The 22,541-nt window shown below is 61.1% G+C and carries 20 protein-coding genes and 1 riboswitch; of the genes, 5 read left to right on the plus strand and 15 right to left on the minus strand.

What is annotated here, in order from left to right; all coding sequences use genetic code 11:
- The 3 genes from smc to rpmH form a co-directional block, all read right to left on the minus strand.
- Positions 1-2,828, minus strand: a 2,828-nt coding sequence (gene smc, locus NW848_RS14825; protein WP_414511348.1) for a chromosome segregation protein SMC, incomplete at its 3' end; no start/stop codon positions are given.
- Positions 2,829-2,903: 75 nt separating this feature from the next.
- On the minus strand, positions 2,904-3,284 hold the full coding sequence (rnpA, locus tag NW848_RS14830) for a ribonuclease P protein component (RefSeq protein ID WP_011431672.1): 381 nt from the start codon (positions 3,282-3,284) through the stop codon (positions 2,904-2,906).
- 90 nt (positions 3,285-3,374) lie between these two features.
- Positions 3,375-3,515, minus strand: coding sequence for a 50S ribosomal protein L34 (rpmH, locus tag NW848_RS14835; protein ID WP_011431673.1), 141 nt, complete (start codon positions 3,513-3,515; stop codon positions 3,375-3,377).
- A 241-nt stretch (positions 3,516-3,756) separates the two neighbouring features.
- On the opposite strand from rpmH, the gene dnaA reads away from it, so the two are divergent.
- Together dnaA and NW848_RS14845 are read left to right on the plus strand one after the other, a co-directional pair.
- Positions 3,757-5,160: a chromosomal replication initiator protein DnaA gene (dnaA, locus tag NW848_RS14840; protein WP_011428926.1), complete on the plus strand. Its 1,404-nt coding sequence runs from the start codon at positions 3,757-3,759 to the stop codon at positions 5,158-5,160.
- 170 nt (positions 5,161-5,330) lie between these two features.
- A complete protein-coding gene (locus NW848_RS14845; protein WP_011428927.1) occupies positions 5,331-6,020 on the plus strand; it encodes a hypothetical protein in 690 nt (229 codons plus the stop codon).
- Here the strand turns inward: NW848_RS14845 and NW848_RS14850 are convergent.
- The 3 genes from NW848_RS14850 to NW848_RS14860 form a co-directional block, all read right to left on the minus strand.
- On the minus strand, positions 6,017-6,838 hold the full coding sequence (locus NW848_RS14850) for a class I SAM-dependent methyltransferase (RefSeq protein ID WP_414402521.1): 822 nt from the start codon (positions 6,836-6,838) through the stop codon (positions 6,017-6,019). The genes NW848_RS14845 and NW848_RS14850 overlap by 4 nt on opposite strands.
- Positions 6,839-6,941: 103 nt before the next feature.
- Positions 6,942-8,828 (minus strand): ATP-dependent zinc metalloprotease FtsH, encoded by a 1,887-nt coding sequence (gene ftsH, locus NW848_RS14855; protein ID WP_414402522.1) that lies wholly within the window; start codon positions 8,826-8,828, stop codon positions 6,942-6,944.
- 125 nt (positions 8,829-8,953) lie between these two features.
- The gene (locus NW848_RS14860) at positions 8,954-9,829 is read right to left on the minus strand and encodes an SDR family NAD(P)-dependent oxidoreductase (protein WP_414402523.1); all 876 of its coding nucleotides are present in this window, start codon (positions 9,827-9,829) and stop codon (positions 8,954-8,956) included.
- A 390-nt stretch (positions 9,830-10,219) separates the two neighbouring features.
- Between NW848_RS14860 and NW848_RS14865 the strand changes: the two genes are divergently transcribed.
- A complete protein-coding gene (locus NW848_RS14865) occupies positions 10,220-10,705 on the plus strand; it encodes a hypothetical protein (protein WP_240527883.1) in 486 nt (161 codons plus the stop codon).
- Positions 10,706-10,742: 37 nt separating this feature from the next.
- Here the strand turns inward: NW848_RS14865 and NW848_RS14870 are convergent, their stop codons facing one another.
- Complete coding sequence (locus NW848_RS14870; RefSeq protein WP_011428933.1) at positions 10,743-13,292, minus strand: DNA topoisomerase (ATP-hydrolyzing) subunit A; 2,550 nt, start codon at positions 13,290-13,292, stop codon at positions 10,743-10,745.
- Between the two features lie 451 nt (positions 13,293-13,743).
- Between NW848_RS14870 and NW848_RS14875 the strand changes: the two genes are divergently transcribed.
- Complete coding sequence (locus tag NW848_RS14875) at positions 13,744-15,147, plus strand: phosphoglucomutase/phosphomannomutase family protein (protein WP_414402525.1); 1,404 nt, start codon at positions 13,744-13,746, stop codon at positions 15,145-15,147.
- 58 nt (positions 15,148-15,205) lie between these two features.
- On the opposite strand, the gene NW848_RS14880 is transcribed toward NW848_RS14875, so the two are convergent.
- The 7 genes from NW848_RS14880 to NW848_RS14910 form a co-directional block, all read right to left on the minus strand.
- Positions 15,206-15,598 carry a VOC family protein gene (locus NW848_RS14880; protein WP_011428935.1) on the minus strand — a complete coding sequence of 131 codons (393 nt, stop codon included), beginning with the start codon at positions 15,596-15,598 and terminating at the stop codon, positions 15,206-15,208.
- Between the two features lie 149 nt (positions 15,599-15,747).
- Entirely contained in the window at positions 15,748-17,115 is a 1,368-nt protein-coding gene (gene thiC / locus NW848_RS14885; RefSeq protein WP_011428936.1) for a phosphomethylpyrimidine synthase ThiC, read from the minus strand.
- A 5-nt stretch (positions 17,116-17,120) separates the two neighbouring features.
- Positions 17,121-17,221: riboswitch (TPP riboswitch) on the minus strand.
- Between the two features lie 202 nt (positions 17,222-17,423).
- On the minus strand, positions 17,424-18,191 hold the full coding sequence (locus tag NW848_RS14890; RefSeq protein WP_041438007.1) for a hypothetical protein: 768 nt from the start codon (positions 18,189-18,191) through the stop codon (positions 17,424-17,426).
- Complete coding sequence (locus NW848_RS14895; RefSeq protein ID WP_011428938.1) at positions 18,155-18,895, minus strand: DUF1995 family protein; 741 nt, start codon at positions 18,893-18,895, stop codon at positions 18,155-18,157. Before NW848_RS14895 ends, NW848_RS14890 begins: the two co-directional genes overlap by 37 nt.
- A gap of 40 nt (positions 18,896-18,935) precedes the next feature.
- The gene (locus NW848_RS14900) at positions 18,936-19,400 is read right to left on the minus strand and encodes a GUN4 domain-containing protein (protein WP_011428939.1); all 465 of its coding nucleotides are present in this window, start codon (positions 19,398-19,400) and stop codon (positions 18,936-18,938) included.
- 50 nt (positions 19,401-19,450) lie between these two features.
- Positions 19,451-19,978: a hypothetical protein gene (locus tag NW848_RS14905; RefSeq protein WP_011428940.1), complete on the minus strand. Its 528-nt coding sequence runs from the start codon at positions 19,976-19,978 to the stop codon at positions 19,451-19,453.
- Positions 19,979-20,138: 160 nt separating this feature from the next.
- Positions 20,139-20,903: a GvpL/GvpF family gas vesicle protein gene (locus NW848_RS14910; protein WP_099812645.1), complete on the minus strand. Its 765-nt coding sequence runs from the start codon at positions 20,901-20,903 to the stop codon at positions 20,139-20,141.
- A gap of 201 nt (positions 20,904-21,104) precedes the next feature.
- Here NW848_RS14910 and NW848_RS14915 point away from each other — a divergent pair, with 201 nt between their 5' ends.
- The gene (locus NW848_RS14915) at positions 21,105-21,725 is read left to right on the plus strand and encodes a DUF3318 domain-containing protein (protein WP_011428942.1); all 621 of its coding nucleotides are present in this window, start codon (positions 21,105-21,107) and stop codon (positions 21,723-21,725) included.
- On the opposite strand, the gene surE is transcribed toward NW848_RS14915, so the two are convergent.
- The gene (gene surE / locus NW848_RS14920; protein WP_011428943.1) at positions 21,708-22,439 is read right to left on the minus strand and encodes a 5'/3'-nucleotidase SurE; all 732 of its coding nucleotides are present in this window, start codon (positions 22,437-22,439) and stop codon (positions 21,708-21,710) included. The two genes, NW848_RS14915 and surE, sit on opposite strands and share 18 nt — an antisense overlap.
- Between the last annotated feature and the right edge of the window lie 102 nt (positions 22,440-22,541).

Genomic DNA, 22,541 nt, shown 5'->3' on the forward strand with positions numbered 1-22,541 from the left:
AGTTGGGCTTGCAGGTGGGCAAGGATGGCCTCTTTTTCCTGCTGTTGGGTGAGGGCGTGGTAGCGTTCCCATTCCAGGCGTTGGAGCTGCTGCTGTTGGGCGCGCAGTTGAAATTCTTGCCGCTCCCGCTCTTGGCGCAGGTGGGCGAGGCGGGCTTCGATCTGGCCCATCTGTTGCCGTTGCTCGGCAATGTGCTGCTGGATGTGGGCGAGAGTGGCCTGGGCCTGGGCGATTTGCTCTTGAAGTTGGGCCTGACGCCGTTCGCCCTCTTGCAGGCGCTCCTGGTGGTGCTGGATCTGGGCCTGCTTCAGGTGTTGCTGGCTGAGGTTCTCCTGCTGCTGTCGCTCCAGGTGGGCCAGGTGGTGTTGCAGCTCCGCCAGGTGGCTCTCCTGCTGCTGTACCGCCTGCTGCAGTTGCTGCCAGTGCTGGTTGACCGGGGATCCCTCCAGTTGGCTGAGCTTGCGGGCGAGATCGGCCAGGCGCTGTTGCAAGGGATCCCAGCGGAGTTGAATCTGGTGCAGCCGCTCTTGGATCTGCTGGCTTTCGCTTTGCCATTGCGCCAGGGATCCCTGCAGGTGTTGCAGGCGGGCCTGCTGGTTTTGGCAGTCGGCCTGGTGCCGCTCCAGGTATTGCTGGGCTTGCAGGGCGTCCTGGCGGGCCAGGAGCAGGGCCTGGGCCAGTTGTTTTTCGCGGGCTTGGGCGGCTTGGAGGCGAGGGGCGAGGGCGGCCAGCAGCGCTTCCAGATTGGCCAGGCGGGCGCGCAGGGCTTCCCCTTCCGAGTGTTCGCCCGCAGAAAAATGGATCCCAGCTCGTTGGGGGCCGGTGCCGCCAGTGATGGCTCCCGAGGTTTCCAGCAGCTCCCCTTCCAGGGTGACCATGCGGTGCTGGCCGATGTAGGGCCGGGCCAGCTCCAGGCTCTGGAAAACCAGGGTGGAGCCGAACACAAAGCCAAAAACATCTCGGTAGCGCTCTTCAAAGTGCACCAGGCGGATGGCGTAGTCGATCAGACCGTTTAAGTTGAGGGGGGCGGGCGGGCGGGCGGGCTGCAATTTGTTGAGGGGCAAAAAGGTGGCGCGCCCCAGTTTTTCCCGCTTTAAGAGGTTGATCGCGCTGACGGCGACGCTTTCATCTTCCACCACCACAAAGTGCAGTCGGTTGCCTGCCGCAATCTCCAGCGCCAGTTGATACTGGGGATCCACCTGCCCCAACTGGGCCACCAATCCCAAAACCCCCGGCAGGCGGGCGCTCAGGATGGCCTGGGTGGCGCGGGATCCCTGGGATTCTTGCAGCAGTTGGCGGCGGGTCTCCCACTTGTCCAGTTGCCGCTGCTTGGCGTGGAACTCGGCGGCCAGCCGCTCGTGGGTGGCGCGATCCAGCTCCAGGTTGGCTTGCAGTTGCGCCAGCTCTTGCGCCAGGGCCTGCACCTGGGCTTCCGACTGTCGGCAGGCCTGTTCCAGCTCGGCGGTGAGGGCCAGGTGGGATCCCAGCCATTCTTCAATCTGGGCGATCTCAGTTTGGGTGTCTTGGACTTGTCGCGCCAGTTGCCGTTGGCGCTCTTGCAGGCGAATTTGCTCCTGTTGCAAAGGCTCTTGTTCGGCGCGGATCTCTTCCAGGTGGCGGGTGAGGTAGCGCTGCTGCTTGACCCAGGCCTCGGCAGATTGGGCCAGGGCCCGCAGTTGTTCGCGGCTTTGTTCTAGGCTGATTTGGGCTTTCTGCACCTGGGCTTGCAGGGATCCCTGGGCCTGGGCCAGTTGCTCCTGTTGGCTTTGCAGGCGTTCCAGCTCTGCCTGCAGGTGCTGCTGTTGGGTTTGGCGCTCCTGCTGCAGGCGCTGCGTTTGCTCGATTTCCTGCTGCCAGGCGGCGATCTGTTGGCTGAGCTGTTGCCGTTGCACTTCGGCGGCAGCGATCTGGGCTTGCAGGTGCAGGTATTCTTCCTCTCCGAGGGCGTGGATGCGGCTTTGCAGCTCGCTCAGGGCGGCTTCCGCCTGCTGTAACTGCTCGCTCAAGGTCTGCACCTGAGCAGTGGCTTGCTCCTGAGCCTCCAGAAGCTGCCGAATGGCTGCCTGGGTTGCTTCCACTTGGGCTTGCAAATGCCGCCAAAGCAACACCCGTTGCTGTCGCTCCAGCGTTTGCCACTGCAGCCGCAACTGCTGGTACTGCTGCGCCTTTTCGCTTTCCCTGAGCAGCCGCTCTCCTTGGGCTTGCCATTCCTGCTCGATGAGCCGGAAGCGCTCAATTTGTTCGCGCACCACCTCCAGCTTGGCGTTGGCCTGGGCGATCTTGCGGTCGAAGGTGGCCACCCCCGCCAATTCGTCGAGGATCTGCCGCCGCTCCTTGGAGTTCATGGAGATGATGCTGGTAACATCCCCCTGCAGGACCACGTTGTAGCCGTTGGGGTAGATGTGCATCGCCTCCAGTTGCTCGTGCAGCTCGCTCAAGGTGCAGGGCACATCGTTGATGTAGAAGGTGCTGGTGTAGGGCAGGGAATCGGGATCCTCTCCCTTGCCGGGGCTGACCCGCAGCCGACGGCTGACTTTCCATTCTCTCGGCTGGCCGTCTTCTCCCGGCCCCAGATCGAAGGTGACGGCGACGTGGGTCTCTACCCGCCGGTTGCTGCTGAGGCTGCCAGAATGCACCAGATCCGAAAGCCTCTCTGCCCGCATCCCCCGCGAGGACGATAGCCCCAGCGCGAACAGGATCCCATCCAGGATGTTGGACTTGCCGGAGCCGTTGGGGCCGGAGATGACCGTAAAACCCGGCAACAGGGGCAGCGAGGTCGTGCTGCCAAAGGACTTAAATCGGGTCAGCTCGATCCGCTTGATGTACATCCCGCCCCATATCTAGCGCAGCCAGCAGCAGATGATGGCACCAGGCTAGCACGTGTAGCGCAGCCTGCCCAGCTTCTAAGAAGGCTCAGGATCTGGGCTCGGGCTGACGAGCAGATCGGCCTTTTGCAAAAGACGATGCACCTCTGCCTGTAGCTCTGGCCACTTATAGGTGAGCAGGTTGGGCTTGGAGATGAGCAGTAGCCGGTATCCGGGTTTCAGGTTTGGGCACAGGGGCCGCAAGATTTCTCGCAACCGGCGTCGCAGCCGATTCCGCTTGACAGCAGATTTGCTCACCTTTTTCCCGATCACCAGCCCCACCTGGCTGGGGATCCCTTCGCACCCCGCCGGCATCGGCTGAAACAAAAGGATCAAGCCTGCACCGGAACGGCGCTGCCCCGCCTGGTAAAGCGCCTGGAAAGCTCGCCGATCTCGCAAGCGATAAGGAGCAGGCAGCATTGGGCACTGAAAGGGAATCCCAGGCAGGAGTCAACCCGTCTTGGACGCCGACACCCCAAGAGTTTGAGATGGGATCGGCTCTGCTAACCCTTAAGAAACCGCCAGGCGATAACGCCCCTTGGCCCGCCGCCGCCGCAAGACCTGCCGCCCGCTTGCCGTGCGCATCCTGGCCCGAAACCCAGAGACGCGAATGCGTCTGCGATTGGTGCCACGAAGGGTACGCTGAGTCATGGTGGAGACCAACTCATCCTGTCAACAAGGCCTGCTGCGACTGGCGAGGGAGAAGCCCAGTTCACCGGCAGACAATTAGCAAAGCTTTATCGTAGCAGACTCGACGGAAAATCGCTAGATTGGCCGCCTCACGCCGAGCAGCTAAATTGGGGATCCTACAATCCCAGTCGAGAGAGCAGAGGCACCGGGTTGGCGCCCCTGTCTTTGCTGGGCTTTGGCTGTGTCGCTTTGGGTGTGTGGTGTGGACATCTCCCTAGATCGACTCTGGGACGAAGCTTTGGGGCATCTACAGGTGCAGCTCAGCCGTCCAACTTTTGAGGCTTGGATCAAGACGGCGCGAGCTGAATCCTTGGTGGACAACCGCCTCACCATCTCCACTCCTAGCGAATGGGCGCGGGGCTGGCTGCAAAAGCACTACGCCTCCACCATCACCGAGGTGGTGCAGCGGGTGGCCGGAATCCCTTTGCAAGTGGAGTTTTCCGTCGCTCCCCAGGCTTTGGTCGAGGAAGAAGCTCCTTCAACGGCTGTGGCCTCAACCTCCCGCAAGGCCGGCAGTTTTCCTGCTTCCGCCCCCTTGGGGCTGGAGGTGAGCGGCAGCCTGCCCATGCGAGCCCCGGATCTCAACCCCAAGTATTCCTTCTCGCGGTTTGTGGTCGGCCCCAACAACCGCATGGCCCATGCAGCGGCTCTGGCCGTGGCCGACAAGCCTGGGCGGGCCTACAATCCCTTGTTTCTCTGCGGCGGGGTAGGGCTGGGCAAAACCCACCTGATGCAGGCCATCGGCCACTACCAACTGGAGGCGAATCCGCGGGCCAAGGTCTTTTACGTGTCCACCGAGCGCTTTACCAACGATTTAATCGATGCCATCCGGCGAGACAGCATGCAGTCTTTCCGGGAGCACTATCGAGATGTGGATATTTTATTGGTGGACGACATTCAATTTATCGAAGGCAAAGAGTACACCCAAGAGGAGTTTTTCCACACCTTTAATACGTTGCACGAGTCGGGCAAACAGATCGTGCTAGCTGCCGACCGCTCCCCTCACCTCATCCCTCGGCTGCAGGAGCGGCTCTGTTCTCGGTTTTCGATGGGCTTGATTGCGGAAATTCAGCCGCCGGACATCGAGACCCGCATGGCCATTCTCAAGAAAAAAGCCGAGTACGAGGGGATGATCCTACCGCCTGAGGTGATCGAATACATTGCTACCACCTACACCAGCAACATTCGCGAGCTGGAGGGCGCCCTCATCCGTGCCGTTGCCTACGTCTCCATTTCTGGCCTGCCGATGAGTGTGGAGACGATTCAGCCCATTCTCAACCCCCCCAGCGAGCCCAAGGAGATCACGCCCGACATGATTATTGACGTGGTCTGTGAAGAATTCGGCGTCGACCGAGAAAGCTTATTGGGATCCTCTCGCAAGCGGGACATCAGCCAGGCGCGGCAAATTGCCATGTTTTTGATGCGTCACCATACCAATCTTAGCTTGCCCAAAATTGGCGATTACTTTGGCGGGAAAGATCACACCACCGTTCTCTATAGCTGTGAAAAAGTTAGCCAGTTGCAGCGGGAAAATCTGCAATTTGAGCGGCAACTGCAAAACCTGGCCCAGCGGCTGCGAGTCATGGCCAACAGCCGAAACCGCTAGTCTTTGCCTTGCCATTGTTGAACCGTCCTTGGGGTGTCATCCTACGCTGCTGAGAGCCGCGGCGCCCGCGAGCTGGCGTGAAAGCTCCTATTGGAAGCAGCTACAGTTAAGGACGGGAGGGGCGGGGGTTGCAGGTGGTAGGGCAATCTGGCAAAGGACTTTGCTTGGGTATGCTGCTCCTTGGGGCTGGGCTGATGCCAGCATGGCCGGCCTGGGCCCATTCGACCCAAGCGGGCCGCAAGGAAGCAGATCCGCGGCCAACCGCGCTCTCAGGCGTTTTAGATCTGGGGCTGGATAGCCAAATTGTGGAGGATAGCCCCGTGTTGCGCCGCTGGCTGCAAAGTCCGCCCAATCTCCTGGAAGAAATCCGCAATACTCCCGTCTTGCCCACCCGTTTGCAGGCGGGTTTCGAGTCGGCTTCTGAGTGGCGAATCAGCCTGCAGGACTTGCGCCTGGGAGATCGCCTCACCCTCAGCGGCGACTATCGCCAATCTTCTGAGAACCCAGAAATCCGCCAGTACGGGTCAGAGGTGCGCTACTTTCTCGCCCCTATGGGCTCCCGCTTGAACCTGGCCCCCCAACTGGGCTATCGAGCCTTGGAAGAAAAAAACCGCCGCCTCAGCGGGGTGAGCTATGGGGCCTTTGTTGTTTTGGCCCTGGCTCCCGGAGCCGCCGACTTGACTGGCAGCTACACTTGGGTGGCCCCGCAGGAGCCGGAAGAAGGACAGGCCACCCTAGCGGAGATCACCGCCGCCTACGCCATTAGCCCTTCCCTTCGTCTTGCTGCCCGCTACAGCCTGCGCCACTCCACCTTGGCGCGGGAATCCAGCTTTGGCGTTGGCCTGGAGTGGATCCCCTAGAGGCGCACTGCCTGCACAAAAGCCACCCAGCCGAAGCTGAGATAGCGCTCCAAGCGCAACCCCACCTGGGCAAAGTGCCAGCGCAACTGGTCTGCGGAGAAAAAGCGAAGGCCGGTCGCCTCCAGCAACTGCTGCACCCTCTGCCCCCATCCCTGCACCTGCTGGCTGTGCATCGAGACAAACACCCCTCCCGGTTTCAAAACACGGGCCACTTCCCGCAGACAGGGATCCAACGGCACCTCGTTCAGGGTGGCGCCGCTGATCACCGCCCCAAAGGCTCCAGAGGCCAGGGGAAGCTGCTCCGCCCGGGCTCGCACCAGGCTGTAGCGCTGCCAGTGGGGCTGGGCCTGCTGGGCTGCCTCCGCCAGCACTCCCGTCGCGTTGTCTAGGCCGATCACCGTCCGCTGCGGATCCCTGGCCAAGAGGAGGCGGCTCCAGTACCCCCCTGCCGTGCCCAAATCCAAGACGGGATCTGCCTCCCCCACCAGTTCCGCCAGCAATTGGCCTTCCCGCTCGCTGCCGAAACGCTCCCCCGACAACAGCGACAGCGCCCAAGGCCGCCAGAGGCGATCGTAGCCCCAGGCAAACCCGGGCAGATGGGCAATGGCCTGAGCGGGAGTGAGCGGCAAGTCCCGCGCGGCGGCCAAAAAATCCACCGCTCCAAAGGCGGTGATGGGGTAGATCTGGCCGCAACGGGGACAGTAAACCCGATCCGCCGCGGCTCCCGGCTCACGTCCCGGTGGCAGGTTCAGCCCTTCCTGACCACAGCTCAGGCAGCAGTAGAGGTGAACCGGCAAGGCAGAGAGAGAAGAGAGCATGACACAACCTGACGACAGCCGCAAAACAAAAGGGCAGTTGCCGGGCGCCGGCCCCAACAACCACCCTCCCAGGTTAATCAATCCCGCAGCGAGAGGGGATCCCTCAAGCCGTCTTCGGGCTGGGCAAGCCGATCTTCTCGGGGATGGGCACGTATTCTGCCACAATGGCCCGAAACTCGTCCCCATCTAGGGTTTCCCGTTCCACCAAGGTGTCGGCCAGACGATCCAGCAGGGCGCGGTGCTCGAGCAGGATCTGCTTGGCTTTCTGGTAGCAGCTTTCCAGGATTTGCCGCACCTGCCGATCGATCTTAGCCGCCACATCTTCGGAGTACTCGACGCGGTTCATCCAGCCGCCGCCCAAAAAGATTTCGTTGTTGGGCGGATCCCACATCAGGGGCCCCAGCTCGGACATGCCAAAGCGGGTCACCATTTGCCGCACCAGGTTGGTGTTTTGCTGCAGGTCGTTGCTGGCCCCCGTCGTCACTTCCGAGTAGCCAAAGACGATCTCCTCCGCCGCCCGACCGCCAAAACCGACCACCACCCGATCCAACAGCCAGGCGCGGCTGTACATGCCGGAGTCGATCTGCTCCTCGTTGGGCAGTTGCTGGGCAAAGCCGCCGGCACCTCCGGAACGGGGGATGATCGTTACCTTGTTCAAGGGATCCGCATGGGGCAAGAGGGTCATCAACAGAGCATGGCCGCACTCGTGGTAGGCGATGAGGCGCTTGCTTTTGCCGTCTAATAGCGGCGGCTTGGTCAGGCCAATGGTGATGCGGTCGATGGCGTCGTCGATGTCCTGGTTGGTGATGGCTTTGTGCTGACGGCGGGCCGCCAGGATGGCCGCCTCGTTGAGCAGGTTGGCCAGATCGGCGCCGGCAAAGCCAGGGGTGCGGCGGGCAATGGCCTCCAGGCTGACCTCTTCTGCCAGCTTCTTGTTGCGGGCATGCACGCGCAAGATCTCGTAGCGCCCCTTGAAGCTGGGCCGATCCACGGTGATCTGGCGGTCGAAGCGTCCAGGCCGTAGGAGCGCCGCATCCAGCACATCCGGGCGGTTGGTTGCGGCAATAACAATTACCCCTGAGTTGCCCTCAAACCCATCCATTTCCGTAAGCAACTGGTTCAGGGTTTGCTCGCGCTCGTCGTTGCCGCCGCCAATGCCCGCTCCCCGCTGCCGGCCCACCGCGTCGATCTCGTCGATGAAGACGATGCAGGGAGCATTCTCCTTGGCCTTCTTAAAGAGATCCCGCACCCGCGAGGCCCCCACGCCGACGAACATCTCCACGAACTCGGAGCCAGAGAGGCTGAAAAAAGGCACTCCCGCCTCGCCAGCAATGGCTTTGGCCAAGAGGGTCTTACCCGTCCCCGGCGGCCCCACCAACAGCACGCCTTTGGGGATCTTGGCCCCTACGGCAGTGAAGCGCTCCGGCTTCTTCAGGAAGGTAACCACCTCTTGCAGCTCTTCTTTGGCCTCCTCGATCCCGGCTACATCGTCAAACTTGACGCCGGTTTTGGCTTCCATCTGGAAGCGGGCCCGCGACTTGCCGAAGTTCATCGCCTGTCCAGGACCGCCTGCTCCTCCGCCAGCGCGGCGCAGGAACAAGAACAACCCCCCCAGCAGCAGCACCGGGATGACCAGGTTGCCCAAGATCGCCCAGAAGGCGCTGCCATCGCGGGTGGGCACTACAGCCACCTCGATCCCCTGCTCGGTCAGGCGATCCACCAGTTGCGGCACGGTGTTGGGCAGCAGGTTGACCCGGTAGCGGGTGGAATGCTGCGTTTGTGGGTCAACAGCCGTCACTTCGGCTACCAGGTTGTTATCGAGGAGGCGCACATCGGTAACGCGACCCTCCTCGACATAGCGCAAGAAGCGGTCATAGGTGAGGGCAGAGGCCAGAGCGGCGTGGGCAGGAGCTAGGCCGGATCCCTGCCAGAGACAAAAGCCCAGCATGAGGGCAATTAGCCAGCGCTGGGGAGATAGAGGTTTGTTCATGGGGAAGGGGAACACCTGGTTATTAAAAGTCCTTCAACAAACTTAACCTGTCGCTCCCCCAAGATACAACCCTGCCGCACGAAATGCCCGGAATTGCGCTGGGAAGGGATCCCTGCAATCGGCGACTAGGCCGATTTGGGGGATCCCAGGGCATCCAGGCCGTAGACGCGCCGCCACATTTGGTCGGCCAGAGGGGCGGGCAGCAACCGCATCAGCCCCAGCGCCAGCTTGCCGCCCGTAAAAGCGGTGTAGCGGTCGGAAGGGTGGGGATCCGTCATGGCTCTCAGGATCGGCTCCACCACCTTCTCCACCGGCCAGGCCATTTTGTGGAACGAGCTGGCCAGCTCGGCAGCCTTGTCCAAGATCGCTTTGTAGGGGCCGTTGGGATTGACAACAGCAGCAAAGGTCTCTTCGGCCACGCGGCCAAACTCGGTGGCCACCGGCCCTGGCTCGATCACGATAACCTTGATGCCAAAAGGGGCCACTTCCACCCGCAGGGCGTCGCTGAGGGCCTCCACGGCGAACTTGGTGGCGCTGTAAACCCCACTGAAAGGCATCGACATCTGGCCGGCCACGGAGCTGAGGTTGAGGATGCGGCCGCTGCCCCGCTCCCGCATTTGGGGCAAGAGGGCGCGGGTGAGGGCGTGCAGACCAAACACATTCACCTCGAACTGCCGCCGCATCGCCGCCACATCCACCTCTTCCACCGGTCCCATTTGGCCGTAGCCGGCGTTGTTCACCAGGATGTCCACCCGGCCAAAGCGATCCAGGGCCTTTTGGGCCAGCGCCTCCACCTGGGCTGTATCGGCCATGTCGGTGGGCACCACCAGCGCTTCTGTCCCCTGCTTCTCCACCAAGTCCTTGACGTTTTGTAGCAGCTCCTCCCGGCGGGCCGCCAGCACCAAGCGGGCCCCGCGTTTGGCCGCTTCCAGGGCGACGGCCTTGCCAATGCCGGCAGAAGCGCCGGTAATCAGCACCACCTGATTGGCTAGTGAAAGCATGGCTTTCCTCTCTGCAAACTTTCTTCATCCTAGAGGGACTTCGGGGATCCCTGGAAAGAGGCAGCCTCGCTCCTTGGGCTGCGGTGCTGGGCCGCTGTTTCTAACTCAAGGGGTGCTCTGCCAGATGGATGGATCCCTGCGGCCCAGAAGCTGCTCAGACGGTTTTTCGCGCCCAAATTGCAGGGGGGGTTGGGAAAAGCGGTATGATCGATGGACAACTTGCTGGGACAAACTCCCTCGCTCGAGTGTACGCCTAGTCTAATGTCCTTGCCACAGGTACGAGGTGCAGTGACCGTAAGATATTTCCGCAGGCGGGCTAGCCGAGGCCGATCTTCCTTGCCGGAGGAGCGCTGGGCTCTCGCCGAGGCCTGCTTGGATCGATTGCTCAGAGTGGCGGAAGCCAACCTAAGGGCCAATTCCGAGCTGCGCCAACAGCAGCAGGAGCAGCAACGCCAACTGGAGGCCGAGCGGCGCCACAGCGAAGCCCTGCGCGATGCCACCGCCGATTTGCGCACCAGCGTCATGGAGTTGCGAGAGGGGCAAGCCCTTTGGCAAAACCAGGTGGACGAGCTGCGTACCTGTTTGCGAGAGTTGCTCAAGGAACAGAGCGAGCTGGTGCAGATCATCGCCCAGCAGCAGCACATCCTGAAGGACTGTAAGGAAGTCATCCGCGCCATTTTGGAGCAAATGCGGGATGACCACCGGGACTTCCGCTCCGCCATCGGCATTTTGCTGGAGGAACTGCACCAAACTGTGCGCTGCCTGGTTCTTAAGTCAGGTGGCACTCTCCCTAAGCCTGTCCGCCATCCCGAAGCGCCGGATCCCGGCTCCCAGCCGCCTGATTCTGCCTCGCCTGGGGATGGCTCTCTGTCCTAGCGATCCAGACTTCTGCTTTCCCCCAAAAGCTCCAGAGCTATCCAATCCCGCCCTCCGGCAGCCACTGCGGCCAAAACAGGCGCAACTCCCTAACCTGCTCCCCCTTGACCAACAGGGATCCGCCGCCGGACCGGCCTTGCAGGGGAATTTCCTCAGGAGAGAAGGAGTGTACCCGCTCGGACTCCGCGATCACATCCACTTGCAGATGGGGGTGCGCCGCCAGATCGGGGGGAAAACCCACCAAGCCCACCAAGCCATCCCCTTTGTTGGAGAAGTGAAAGGCCGACACGCCCACTTTACCCTGCTCCAGGATGGGGATCTCGCCCAGGGGTAGCCGCTTCAAATACCCCGACCGGCTGGCCAAAACTAAGATCCCTTGCGGGGGCAGCAGCGCCATACCGACGATCTGTTCTGTGCGCCCCAAACGTAGAGCTGGGGATCCCATAGCTGCCCGACCCATCAAGGGGATCTGTTCGGCGTCCAGCCGCAGCACCCGCCCGCCGGAGGTGGCCAGGACAACGCTGTAGCCTTGGTGGCCGGGATGCCAAAGGGCCGCCCAGCCCAGCTCGTCTCCTTCTTTGAGCTTCAAGACGGCGGCTCCCCGTTGGCTGAGGCCCACCAGCTCCGCCAAGGCCACCCGCTTGATCCGCCCCTGCCGGCTGAGCACCACCAAGCTGGCCTCGCCGGGAGAGTGCTCCGCACCGCTGACGCGAACGGGATCCAACGGGAAGGCGGCAACAATCGGCTCGGGGTTGGGGAGAAGGGTGACCAGAGGCACCCCCCGCGAGGAGCCGGTGCTGAGGGGGATCCCTTCGATGGGCACGGTGAAAGCCCTGCCGCTGGCGGTGAGCACCAAGATTGCCTGCTCTGGGGTCACGCATTCCAGGCTGACCAGGGTATCTTCTCCCAATTCCCGCTGCGCCGGGTTGCTGCGGGAGCGAGGCCCAGGCAGAGGCAGGCGGCGCACGTAGCCTTTGCGGGTGAGTTGCAGCAGAAAGCGGCTGTCTTCGCCGGCTTCGCCGCCGGGGATCTGGGCCGCCTCCGCTTCCAGTTCCGAGGCCGAGAGAATCTGGGTGCGCCGGGGATCCGCAAAGGTTTTTTTCAAGTGTCGCAGCTCTTTTTTCAGGTAATTCAAGAGCTTGCGGCGATCTTGCAGCAGTCCCTGCAGCTCGGCGATGCGGGCCTGCAGCTCGGCTTGCTCTTGATAGAGGCGCTCCCGCTCCAAGGTTGTCAGGCGGCGCAGGGGCATGGCCAAGATCGTCTCCGCCTGCTGGGAGGTGCAGCCCAAGCGGGTTTGCAGCTGGGCTTTGGCCGTGGCGCTATCGGGCGCTTGCCGCAGCAGGTCGATTACCCCTTCCAGATCGGCCAGGGCCAGCACCATCCCCGCCACCTCTTCGGCTTTGCGCTGTACCTGCTGCAGTTCGGCGCGAAACATCCGCTTGAGAGTGGCCTCGCGAAATTGCAAAAAGTGCTGCAAAATCTGCTTCAAGCTGAGCTGCTGGGGTTTTCCCTCCACCAAGGCCAACAGGATCACCCCAAAGGTGCTCTGCAAGGGGGTGAGCTTGTACAACTGCTGCAAAACCGCCTGCGGGTTGGCCTCCCGCTTCAGCTCCACCACCACGCGCATGCCGCTGCGATCCGACTCATCCCGCAAATCTGCGATGCCGCTGAGACGGTCTTGGGCGACCAGCTCGGCCACCTTCTCGAGCCAGGCAGCCTTGTTCACCTGATAGGGAAACTCGCTGATGATCAGGGCGGGCCGGCGGTGGCGTCCTCTGCCCGGCTGGATCTCCTCAAAGCGGGCCACTCCCCGCAGGGTGATGGAGCCGCGGCCGGTGAGGTAGGCCTCGCGGATCCCCTGGCCATCGACAATTTGGCCGCCGGTGGGAAAGTCCGGCCCCGGGATCCAGCGCAACAGCTCCTCAGGGCTGAGATCGGGCTCGTCGATCAAAGCCAGCAGGCCGTCCACCACTTCCCCCAGGTTGTGGGGCGGGATGTTGGTGGCCATGCCCACGGCAATGCCAGCAGAGCCGTTGAGCAGCAAGATGGGCAGGCGGGCCGGCAGGACGGTGGGCTCCGCCTGGGAGCCGTCGAAATTGGGCATAAAGTCCACAATTGCTTCGGAGATCCCCTGCAGAAGGGCTGTGTGGCTCAGCTCCGCCAGCCGACACTCCGTGTAGCGCATGGCCGCCGGCGGGTCGTCGTCCACCGAGCCGAAGTTGCCGTGCCCCGCCACCAGGGGGTAGCGGCTGGAAAAGTCTTGTGCCATGCGCACCAGCGCGTCATAGACCGCCTGATCCCCGTGGGGGTGATATTTCCCCAGCACGTCCCCCACGACGCGCGCGCACTTGCGGTAGGGGCGATCCGGCGTCAGGCCCAGCTCGTGCATGGCGTAGAGGATGCGGCGATGCACCGGCTTGAGGCCATCCCGCACATCCGGCAAGGCCCGCCCCACGATCACGCTCATGGCATATTCCAGGTAGGAGCGCTGCATCTCCCCCTGCAAATCGGTTACGATTACTCGCCCTAGACGGGATCCCCCACCCGATCCAGATCCCAGTCCGTCGAGAGTCAGTTGCTGAGTCATGGCTCATTAGGAGCGGAACGCTTTCCAGGTTACTGTAGCCGTTTCCGCAGCTTTTGCGACCCCACCCAGCCGCTGCCGTTTTTGAAACGGGGGAGTGGGGTGGCGGCTCCGCCGTGCTATTTGACACTCCCACCGCCTAAAGGCAGGGGATTCTTACGCAGTTCAACAACGACCTCGTAAAGGCGCTGTCAAGACGCCCCCAGACAGTTCCTCGAGGCAAAGCCCCAAGGTTCTGCTTACTCTTCTGATGGCGTCAGCGGGACGAAGTCTTTGCAGGTTGGCTGAGACGTTCGGACGCTTGCCACCGGTCGGTGCTCGCCTGGGAACGGTACGCCTTGGTGGCAACTCTTGGCGAGCCACTAAAGTTGCTTACGGGCTTTTCCGCCCTGCCCTCAAGTGCAGGGCTACCAAGCTATCCTTCTCTGTAGTCGGGGTGGATCTGGGTGCAATCATGGCCGGGAACTCCATTCGTTTTGGCACTGACGGCTGGCGAGCCGTGATCGCCGATGGCTTTACCTTCCAGAACTTGGGCATTGCCGCCCAGGCCAGCGCCCAGGTGCTGGCCCGCACCTATCCTGGGGCAGGGATCCTGATCGGCTACGACAACCGCTTTCTCTCAGAAAAATTTGCTGCCCACGCTGCCGAGGTGGTGGCGCGGCTGGGGATCCCGGTTTATCTCTCTGCCTGTGTGGCCCCGACACCGGCCTTTAGCTGGGCGGCCAAAGAGCGCGGCTGCCACGGCGCCTTGGTGATCACCGCCAGCCACAACCCGCCCCACTATTCCGGCCTCAAGGTCAAAGGCGGATTTGGCGGCTCCGTGCCGCCGGAGGTTACCGCCGCCATCGAGCAGGAGCTGCACCACCTGCAACCTCTCGCATCCAACCCAGCCCCCATCGAAACCTGGGATCCCTGGCCCGGCTACCTGGCTCAGCTCAGCCGCTTTGTGGATCTGGAGAAGCTCGAAGGATCCCCGGCCAAGATCTGGGTGGATGTCATGTTTGGCTCTGGCGCCGGGGGCCTCAGCCGCCTGTTGGGGGAGAAGGTGATCGAATTGCAGGCACGTCGGGATCCCTTGTTTGGCGGGTTCCCACCGGAGCCGCTGCCGCAAAACCTGCAGACCTCTGCCCAGATCATCGCAGCGGATCCCGCCCCGTTAAAGATGGGTCTGGTCTTCGATGGCGATGCCGACCGCATTGCTGCCCTCGATGGGCAAGGCCATTTTCTCAGCCCGCAGATCCTCATTCCCATCTTGATCGACCACTTGGCGGGGCGGCGCGGCCTGCGGGGCGAGATCGTCAAAACCATCAGCGGCTCGGAGCTATTCGTGAAGGTGGCCGAGCGCTATGGCCTGCCAGTTACGGAAACGCCGGTGGGCTTTAAGTACATCGCCGAGCGCATGCTGAGCACACCGGTGTTGCTGGGGGGAGAAGAATCGGGCGGCATCGGCTATCTGGGCCACATCCCCGAGCGGGATGCCCTCCTCTCTGCCCTGTACTTGATCGAAGCCGTCACCGAAACCGGGCAAGATCTGAGCGCCCTTTACCGAGCTTTGCAAGAACGGGAAGGGTTCACCTCAGTTTACCTACGCCGCGACCTGCACCTGGCGGATCAAGGTCAACAAACCCGGCTCTTCCAGCAGCTACAGACGGATCCCCCCCTTGAGATCCTGGGGCAAAAGGTAATCAAGCATTTCGATCGCGACGGCCACAAGTTTAGCCTTGCCGACGGCAGTTGGGTGATGATCCGGGGCAGCGGCACCGAACCTCTGCTGAGGCTCTACTCGGAAGCCAGAACCTCAGAAGAAGTGAACCGTCTTCTCGATTGGGCAGCTGGGCTGCTCAGCAAGATTGCTTAGGGCTACAGAAGGACGCCCACGGCCCCTAGCTTGCTTGTGCGCGATAGCAGTTCAGAGCTCAAGCACTTGCCTCGGCTGTCTTGGCCTTGGCTTGGTCAAAAGTGCCTGGCGGCTCGTACAGAAACTCAAACAGGTTGCCATCGGGATCCTTGCCATAGAAGGAGGCAGTGCCATCCCGATGGCTGTGAATGGCCCCTACCGGGATCCCTGCGGCTTGCAAGCGCCGATGCTGCTCCTCCAGCTCCTCCCTGCTGCTGAAGACAAAGCCAAAGTGGGGCCCTGCCGCCCGGTAGCCCGGCCCCAAGAGTGCCAGCCCATCGTCTCCGGCTTTCATATAGGCCCAGTCGGGATCCTTCCAGACGTTGACCATCCCCAACTTTTCGTAGAACTCTACTGCCTTAGAGATGTCTTCTACGCGGACGGCAACATGTCCAAGTTGCTTCAGTGCCATGCTCTTCTCTCTCCTCCACAGAGACAACCGCAAGGGTTTCTCTATAACCCAGCATAGCTTGCAGAGAGAGCCCCTCCCCACTCCCCCGAGAGCAGGGATGGAACCAAGGTCGATTCCAACTTCGTTCGAGGCCCAGGGCAAGCTAATGCCTAAGCTGTTGGCTGCTTGGCCAAGAATCGCTCCAGCTCGCTCAACGCTTCTGCGTCCATTTTGGTCTGCATGGGGCAGAACTTCGGTCCACACATCGAGCAAAACTCCGCCGTTTTGTAGATATCTGCCGGCAAGGTCTCGTCGTGATATTCTCGCGCCCGCTCTGGGTCTAAAGACAACTCAAATTGTCGGTTCCAATCAAAGTTGTAGCGGGCTCTGGACATCTCGTCATCTCGATCCCTGGCCCCAGGACGGTGGCGGGCAATATCGGCAGCGTGGGCGGCAATTTTGTAGGCAATGAGGCCGTTGCGCACATCCTCGGCATTGGGCAAGCCCAGGTGTTCTTTGGGAGTTACGTAGCAGAGCATCGCCGCCCCGTACCAGCCGGCCAAGGCCGCCCCAATGGCAGAGCTGATGTGGTCGTAGCCAGCGGCAATATCGGTTACCAGCGGCCCCAAAACGTAGAAAGGAGCCTCGTCGCATTCCTCCATTTGCTTGCGCACGTTAAACTCAATTTGATCCATCGGCACGTGCCCTGGCCCTTCCACCATCACCTGCACATCGTGCTCCCAGGCCATGCGGGTCAACTGCCCCAGGGTTTTCAACTCCGCCATCTGGGCCTCGTCAGAAGCATCGTGCAGACATCCGGGCCGCAAAGCATCGCCCAGGCTAAAAGAAACATCGTATTTCTTGAAGATCTCGATGATGTCGCGGAAGTGGGTGTAGAGCGGGTTTTGCTTGTGGTGGGCCAACATCCAACGGGCCAGGATCCCACCTCCGCGAGAGACAATTCCTGTGAGACGGTTGCGCACCAATGGCAGATATTCGATGAGGATCCCGGCATGGATGGTCATGTAGTCCACCCCTTGCTGGGCCTGCTTTTCGATGATGTGCAAGATATCTTCTGCCGAGAGTTTTTCGACATTGCCATGGACACTTTCTAGAGCTTGGTAGATGGGCACCGTGCCGATGGGCACCGGAGAAGCTTGGATAATAGCCGTGCGAATTTCGTCCAAGTCGCCGCCGCCGGTGGACAGATCCATAACGGTATCGGCGCCGTATTTAATGGCCAATTTCAGCTTTTCCAGCTCTTCGGCTAATCCAGAGGAGCTGGGGGAGGCGCCAATATTAGCATTGACTTTGCAGCGGGAGGCGATCCCGATGCACATGGGCTCTAGGTTGGTGTGATTGATATTGGCAGGGATGATCATGCGGCCCCGCGCCACTTCTGAGCGGATCAGCTCCGGCGGTAGGTTCTCTCGCCGAGCCACGTAGTCCATCTCTTCGGTAATCACGCCCTGCCGGGCAAAGTGCATTTGCGTAACATTTGCTTGCCCACGACGGCGGGCAACCCATTCGCTGCGCATGGTGTCAACTCCGGTACTCGCTTTCCTACGCTGGTATGACCCAGATCAGGTTCTGAGGATGTAATCTCAGCCTGGGGGCAGCCCCCAGACACTCCTAGCGTGTTGTGATTCTATCACCGAAATTGGAACTGGATTGGAACTTTGGGATCGATATCAGAGTAGTTTGAGACAATGCCCTGGCGCGTCGCGCCGCTGACCCTTCCAGTCTCTCCCCTCACCCCCAGTCCCTTTCCGATAGGAGCAGCGATACGAGCAGTCTGCCCTGGGGAAGGTGCTGCAGCTAGGGGGCAAAAATATCATCAGAAGCATTAGATGCTGGCGAACCCTTCAGGCAGTGGCTTTTTTCTTTCTAAAACGGGCTTATCTGCCTTCAATAACCACTGTGCCCTGGCCGAAAGCTTTTTGAAAAAGGGATCCGAGAGGATACTTTTTTCTTCTAGCTGTGGGATCCACACATGTTGCCTCTTGGGATCGCTTTGGATCTCGATTTTGCTCGAAGTGAGCAAGTGATCAGTTAATCTCGCCGAGATCTCTGACCAGTCGATTTCCTGCCCTAAGTAGAAGCTATGTTGCTCAAGAACGCAACCGATAATCTTGCTTAGGAGATCGTCCTCTACGGGTTTGAAAAAGCAGTTGTCGTGAATGTAGATTTGGTGGACAACTCTATTTCCAAGCCTCTCTTGGTCGACAACAAGAAAGTCTTTGCCTTCAAATCGGATTTCTAATTCATAGGCGACGGCATCAGTTAGCAAATATTCAGTAAAATGTTTGGAAAAATTTTCTCGGCAAAGTTTCTGAATAGGAGACTGTTCTAGGCATCTTACACGATCCGATAGTCCTTCTAAATCTGGAGAGCAGGCCAGCAATAAAACATTATCCTGATACTCTCCATAAATCTTTGAATACCAGATCGCGCCGACGTTTTTAAATGGCTCTAAAATGACTCGCAAAGACACACTTGCGCCGCTGAGAGATAGGTTGGGGTAGCTAAGCTGGGTGAGCCGTTGCCGCGACCACCAGTCTTGAAGCTGCAGGTCGATCATGGGATCCCGCCCAGCCAGCGCCGCCAGCTCCACCAGGGATCCCCTCTCTTGCTGGCCCTGAACAGCTCGGCCACTTCTTCGCCGCTGGGCCGAGCCCTAAAGGTTTTGAGGACGCTGTAGAGGCCGGGCTCTTCCTGCTGCCACACGCTCCAGGGATCCGGGTAGGCGCGAAACAGGGCTCCTTCTACCAGCGAGCGCAGGTAGTAGCTGGTCTCAAAGGTGCTCAGGAAGCGTTGCCGCAGCCGGCGCCCGGCCAACCCCACCCCCACTGCGGCGGCATCCTGAAGTTGCGGGTTGAGGAGAACGACGGGCTTGGGATCCCGGCCTTTGGCCGCCAGCCCAGAGGGATCGCCGCCGCTCACCAACTGGCAAACCCGCTCCACCTGATCCAGGCTGTAAACCGCCGGCATCACGAACAGGACACTTTGTTCTGGCGTAGGTTGGGTGCGGGCAGTCAGGCTCTGCAGTTGGATCCCGTCGGGGAGGGATCCCCATTCCCGCTGGGCCAGGGCCGCTCCGCCGGCATCGCTGAACAACACCAAAGCCGGTGGCGGCACCAACTCCAAAAATGGACGAGCCAAGACTTCCGGCTTGATGTCGGGGGCCAGGATCTCGATGAGCAAGCGGCGGTATCCCGCTTGCAGGGCCAGGCGTGTGGCCTGGATGGCCTGCTCGCAGGCTTGGGCCAGATCGCCGGGCAGGTGGGGAAATTGGGTCAGTTGCAGTTGCTCGGCCACAGTCCAATCCAACTTAGATTCAATAAGATTCAAAAGACGCTCAGCCGGATAGGTCTTCCCAAGCTCTGTGGGTAAGCAGCTCCTCCAGCACCCGCACCCCCCGCAGTTGGTTGGAAAGGGGCAGGTGGCCCTTGGGAGCGGACAGATCCCAGGTGAACTCGTCGGGATAGCGAGTCCAGTGGTAGCCTTGCTTCCAGCCAATCAGCGGCCAGAGGCGCTCCCAGTTGCGGTTGACCCCCAGCCAGAGTTGCCGCTGCACCGAGTAGCCGAAGCGATCCCCGGAGGCCGCCCGCCACAGGCCATCGATGGTGCGCAGATCCTCTGCCGGGATCCGGCTCACCTCGGAAAAGTACAGCCAGCCCCGCCGCGCCGCCCCCTCCCCCGCCGCCCGGCACAGCAGTTGCAGGCTCAGCCGATCCGCTTCCAGCCAAGCTCCCGCCGCTAACAACTCCTGCAAAGGCCGGTAGTCGATGTTCAGGGCTGAAATCAGGGGGACTGTCACCATTGCCGTTGCAAAGGGTTTCTTTCGAATTCTAGTCCCTGTCGGCCAGCCCCTCAGCTTTCGGGCGGGTACTGGGGCGGATTCCCAAAGAGGATGCGATAGCCAATATAGGCCACCCCCAACAACCCCGCCAGGATCCACAGAAAGGCCGAAAAGGGTAGGTAAGAGAAAAAGACAACATAGACCCGGCGGCTGAGCCAAGAGAGGATGAGATAGACCGCCGCCAAAATGCTGATCCCTTGCAAGGTGCGGAAAGCCGGCACCCGCGAGAGGGGCATGCGCTGCCGTGCCACCCAGATGGAGCTAAGGAAATAGTAGGGAGGCACCAGCAACAAGAACATATCCGCCTGCTTGACCACCGCCTGCCAGCCGGCCGTGTTGGTGGCATAGGCCAAGTAACCGGCCCAGAGGACAAGGCTTGCCGCTGCTAAGCCAATGTTCAAGCTGAGCAAAAAAGGCTCTTCCCACTGCCCTGGGATCCAGTGGCAGAGAACCCAAACCAACCAAGGAGCTGCAAAGAGCAGGATGGCAATCGTTAAGCCGTTGGCGTTGAGCTGGGTAAAAAATGTTTCCAGGGTCATGACGGCTGAGGGGACGGGAGGTCACTTTCAAAAATAGTAGTGTAGTCCAATCCCTCACCAGAATCCGTAAGTAATACCCTGAAAAATTACAGCCAAAACATTGCATCCTCGCTGGGTCAGGGTTTCCGGGCGCGCGAAACGGGATCCTTTTGCTAGGGCACTACTGAGTACATCTGGAGGGATCCCGCAGGGCACCCACAAAGTGATAGGGGGGCAGGGACTCGCTCCAGTCCAATTGCCAGTGGGGGTGTGCTGCTACCCAGGTTTGGGCGAGCTGGGCTGCCGTTTCCCGTTCGGCAGGGGTGAGCAAGAAGTAAAGCCGCAGGACTTCTCCCGGCTGCGGATCCCCTCTTTGCACTGGCCAGGTAGAAGGCCAAAGCTGCTGCAGGGCCGCCAGCTCCTGTTCTTGCCGCTCTTGGGCCTGTCGTTGCTGGAGATAGGCTTGTTTGCGGGCCAACAGATAGGCTGTGCCGCTGGGAGCGGGTTGGGGATCCGGGGGGGGCTGGGGCGACAGTTTTCCTTTCAGGCAGTACTCGGCTCTTCCCCCGATGGCCGCGAGGGCCTGTTCGTACTCCGCCTGCTGGGCCAATAGGTGGGATCCCAGCTTTTCGGCTGAGAGAAAGCAGGTGCCAAAGCGCAGGGGCAGCAGCGGCATCTGGGCAAACAGCCGGCAGATCACCTGGTCGTGGCGCAGGGCAGAACGCAGCAGCACCTCATCCGAAGCCTGCAGCGACGCAGGATCCGGCATCGGCTCCACAGCAGCGGCAATTCGGCCTCCTGTGGGAGAAAACACCTGCAGCGGCCCGCGGATCCCTTGAGTTTGTTGAATGAAATGCCAAAGCGGCGCGTCTGGCATCGGCAAGAAGGCATAGGTGTAAAGGGGGCTGCCGGCGCTCTGTTCGCTGGGTTCCGGTAAAACTGGCATTGGCTCGGATCGAGGCGTAGACTTTTCCTCTCAGTCTAAGCAAACTTGCTGGCGCTTTTTGCCCTGGGGGGCTGCTACTGGCGACCTGAAGATGCGGTAGACTAATCCTGGCAGGGTTTTTCAGGTCTGGGGTGTTCAGGGCCGCAAGGCTGCCGGGGGGTAGGTGGGATCCTCTCTCTCCGTGCCTCTACAGGTAAAACTATGACCAGCCGCTCAGACTTCAAACCCTTGGAAACCTTTCAAAAAGAAGAGATCGAACGCTTGCGGGATCTGCTTCCCGCTTCTCTCCGGGCCTTGATCCGCGTTGTCCCCCACTCGGGAGGTGAGGCCCTGTTGTTCTCCCGCCGCAAGGCCCCTTGGCAGCCGCAGGGCATCATTGCCATCGATTTTCGCCGCTGGCAAGGGATCCCGCAGCCGCAGCGGGATCTGCTGTTTTTGCGGGAGGTGGGCTGGTTCGACAACCGCAACTGGCTACAGCCGGGGTTTTACCAGTCGCTGGCCTTGCTTGGTGGCATCACCACCGTGGCAGAGCTCTCTTTGCAGCACCCGTTTTCTGCCCTGTTGGCGGGGGGCATCACGGCGCTCTCGGTGCGGCAGATCTGGCAAAACCTGAATCGGGAGAGCGCCCATTTCGATGCCGACGAGTTTGCCTTGCGCCGCGCCCAGTTCCGCGGCTACACCCGCCAAGAGGCAGCCCAACACCTAGCAGATGCCCTGGAGCAGGTTCTCAAGCTGGATCCCACCGATATCCTGACGGCACTGCGGCTGCAGCGGCTGAGAACCATCGCCCGCAACCTCACCCCCTCACCTGGGAGCTCCTGAGCACAGGTGCACCTGGGTGATGGCGATCCGACCGGAGAAGCAGATATCGGTATCGGTCTGGGGATCGCGGGCTCGCTCTGCGTAGCGCCCCTGGTAGCGAAACCACAGCGATGCCAAGCCTTCCCCCTCTGCTTCTACGGCGTAATCGAGTGGCAGCGGCTGCGTGCAGAGGGGGCAGTAAACTCGCTCCGGCAAAGGGGATCCCGGTGGCAGGTGGGGCAAGTTGACATTCCAGAAGGAGCCGGCTGGCAGGGGTTGTTCCATCAGCTCGGCCAGGATCTCCCGCGTCCACCGCTGGGCCTGCTCCCAATCGATGGGTTGGCTCCCTGCCCGATACTGGGAAATGGCGATCCCTCCGATCCCACGCAGCGCCGCCTCCCGCACCGCCGCCACCGTGCCGGACAAGTACACATCCGATCCCAGATTCCCTCCCTCGTTGATGCCAGAAAGCACCCAATCCACGGCAGGGGCGAGCTTAAACAGGGCCACCCGCACACAGTCGGCAGGGGATCCCTCGACGGCAAAGGTGCGCTCGCCGCGGGCCCAGGCGCGAAAGGGCCGCCCCGTCGTTACCTGGTGGCTACAGCCGGAAATCGGCTGGTGGGGGGCCACAATCCAGCAGTTTTCCTCGGCAACGAGAGCGCTGAGGGCCAGTCTGAGGTGTGCCAGCCCCGCCGCCTCGATGCCATCATCGTTGGTCAGCAATACCTTCATCTGAATTCCTCTACCGGCAATTCCTGGGTTAGCCTAAATCGCAAATCTCTGTTGGGATCCAAATCTGGAGATCTGAAGTGCAAAGGCAAGGCGGATCCCGTT

The sequence above is a fragment of the Synechococcus sp. RC10A2 genome, from assembly GCF_047502605.1.

Excerpts from the sequence above, each read along its gene's own strand:
- rnpA (WP_011431672.1), bottom strand. The coding sequence starts at position 3,284 with ATGCTGCCTGCTCCTTATCGCTTGCGAGATCGGCGAGCTTTCCAGGCG.
- rpmH (WP_011431673.1), bottom strand. The coding sequence starts at position 3,515 with ATGACTCAGCGTACCCTTCGTGGCACCAATCGCAGACGCATTCGCGTC.
- NW848_RS14845 (WP_011428927.1), top strand. The coding sequence starts at position 5,331 with ATGCTGCTCCTTGGGGCTGGGCTGATGCCAGCATGGCCGGCCTGGGCC.
- NW848_RS14850 (WP_414402521.1), bottom strand. The coding sequence starts at position 6,838 with ATGCTCTCTTCTCTCTCTGCCTTGCCGGTTCACCTCTACTGCTGCCTG.
- ftsH (WP_414402522.1), bottom strand. The coding sequence starts at position 8,828 with ATGAACAAACCTCTATCTCCCCAGCGCTGGCTAATTGCCCTCATGCTG.
- NW848_RS14860 (WP_414402523.1), bottom strand. The coding sequence starts at position 9,829 with ATGCTTTCACTAGCCAATCAGGTGGTGCTGATTACCGGCGCTTCTGCC.
- NW848_RS14870 (WP_011428933.1), bottom strand. The coding sequence starts at position 13,292 with ATGACTCAGCAACTGACTCTCGACGGACTGGGATCTGGATCGGGTGGG.
- NW848_RS14875 (WP_414402525.1), top strand. The coding sequence starts at position 13,744 with ATGGCCGGGAACTCCATTCGTTTTGGCACTGACGGCTGGCGAGCCGTG.
- NW848_RS14880 (WP_011428935.1), bottom strand. The coding sequence starts at position 15,598 with ATGGCACTGAAGCAACTTGGACATGTTGCCGTCCGCGTAGAAGACATC.
- thiC (WP_011428936.1), bottom strand. The coding sequence starts at position 17,115 with ATGCGCAGCGAATGGGTTGCCCGCCGTCGTGGGCAAGCAAATGTTACG.
- NW848_RS14900 (WP_011428939.1), bottom strand. The coding sequence starts at position 19,400 with ATGGTGACAGTCCCCCTGATTTCAGCCCTGAACATCGACTACCGGCCT.
- NW848_RS14905 (WP_011428940.1), bottom strand. The coding sequence starts at position 19,978 with ATGACCCTGGAAACATTTTTTACCCAGCTCAACGCCAACGGCTTAACG.
- NW848_RS14910 (WP_099812645.1), bottom strand. The coding sequence starts at position 20,903 with ATGCCAGTTTTACCGGAACCCAGCGAACAGAGCGCCGGCAGCCCCCTT.
- NW848_RS14915 (WP_011428942.1), top strand. The coding sequence starts at position 21,105 with ATGACCAGCCGCTCAGACTTCAAACCCTTGGAAACCTTTCAAAAAGAA.
- surE (WP_011428943.1), bottom strand. The coding sequence starts at position 22,439 with ATGAAGGTATTGCTGACCAACGATGATGGCATCGAGGCGGCGGGGCTG.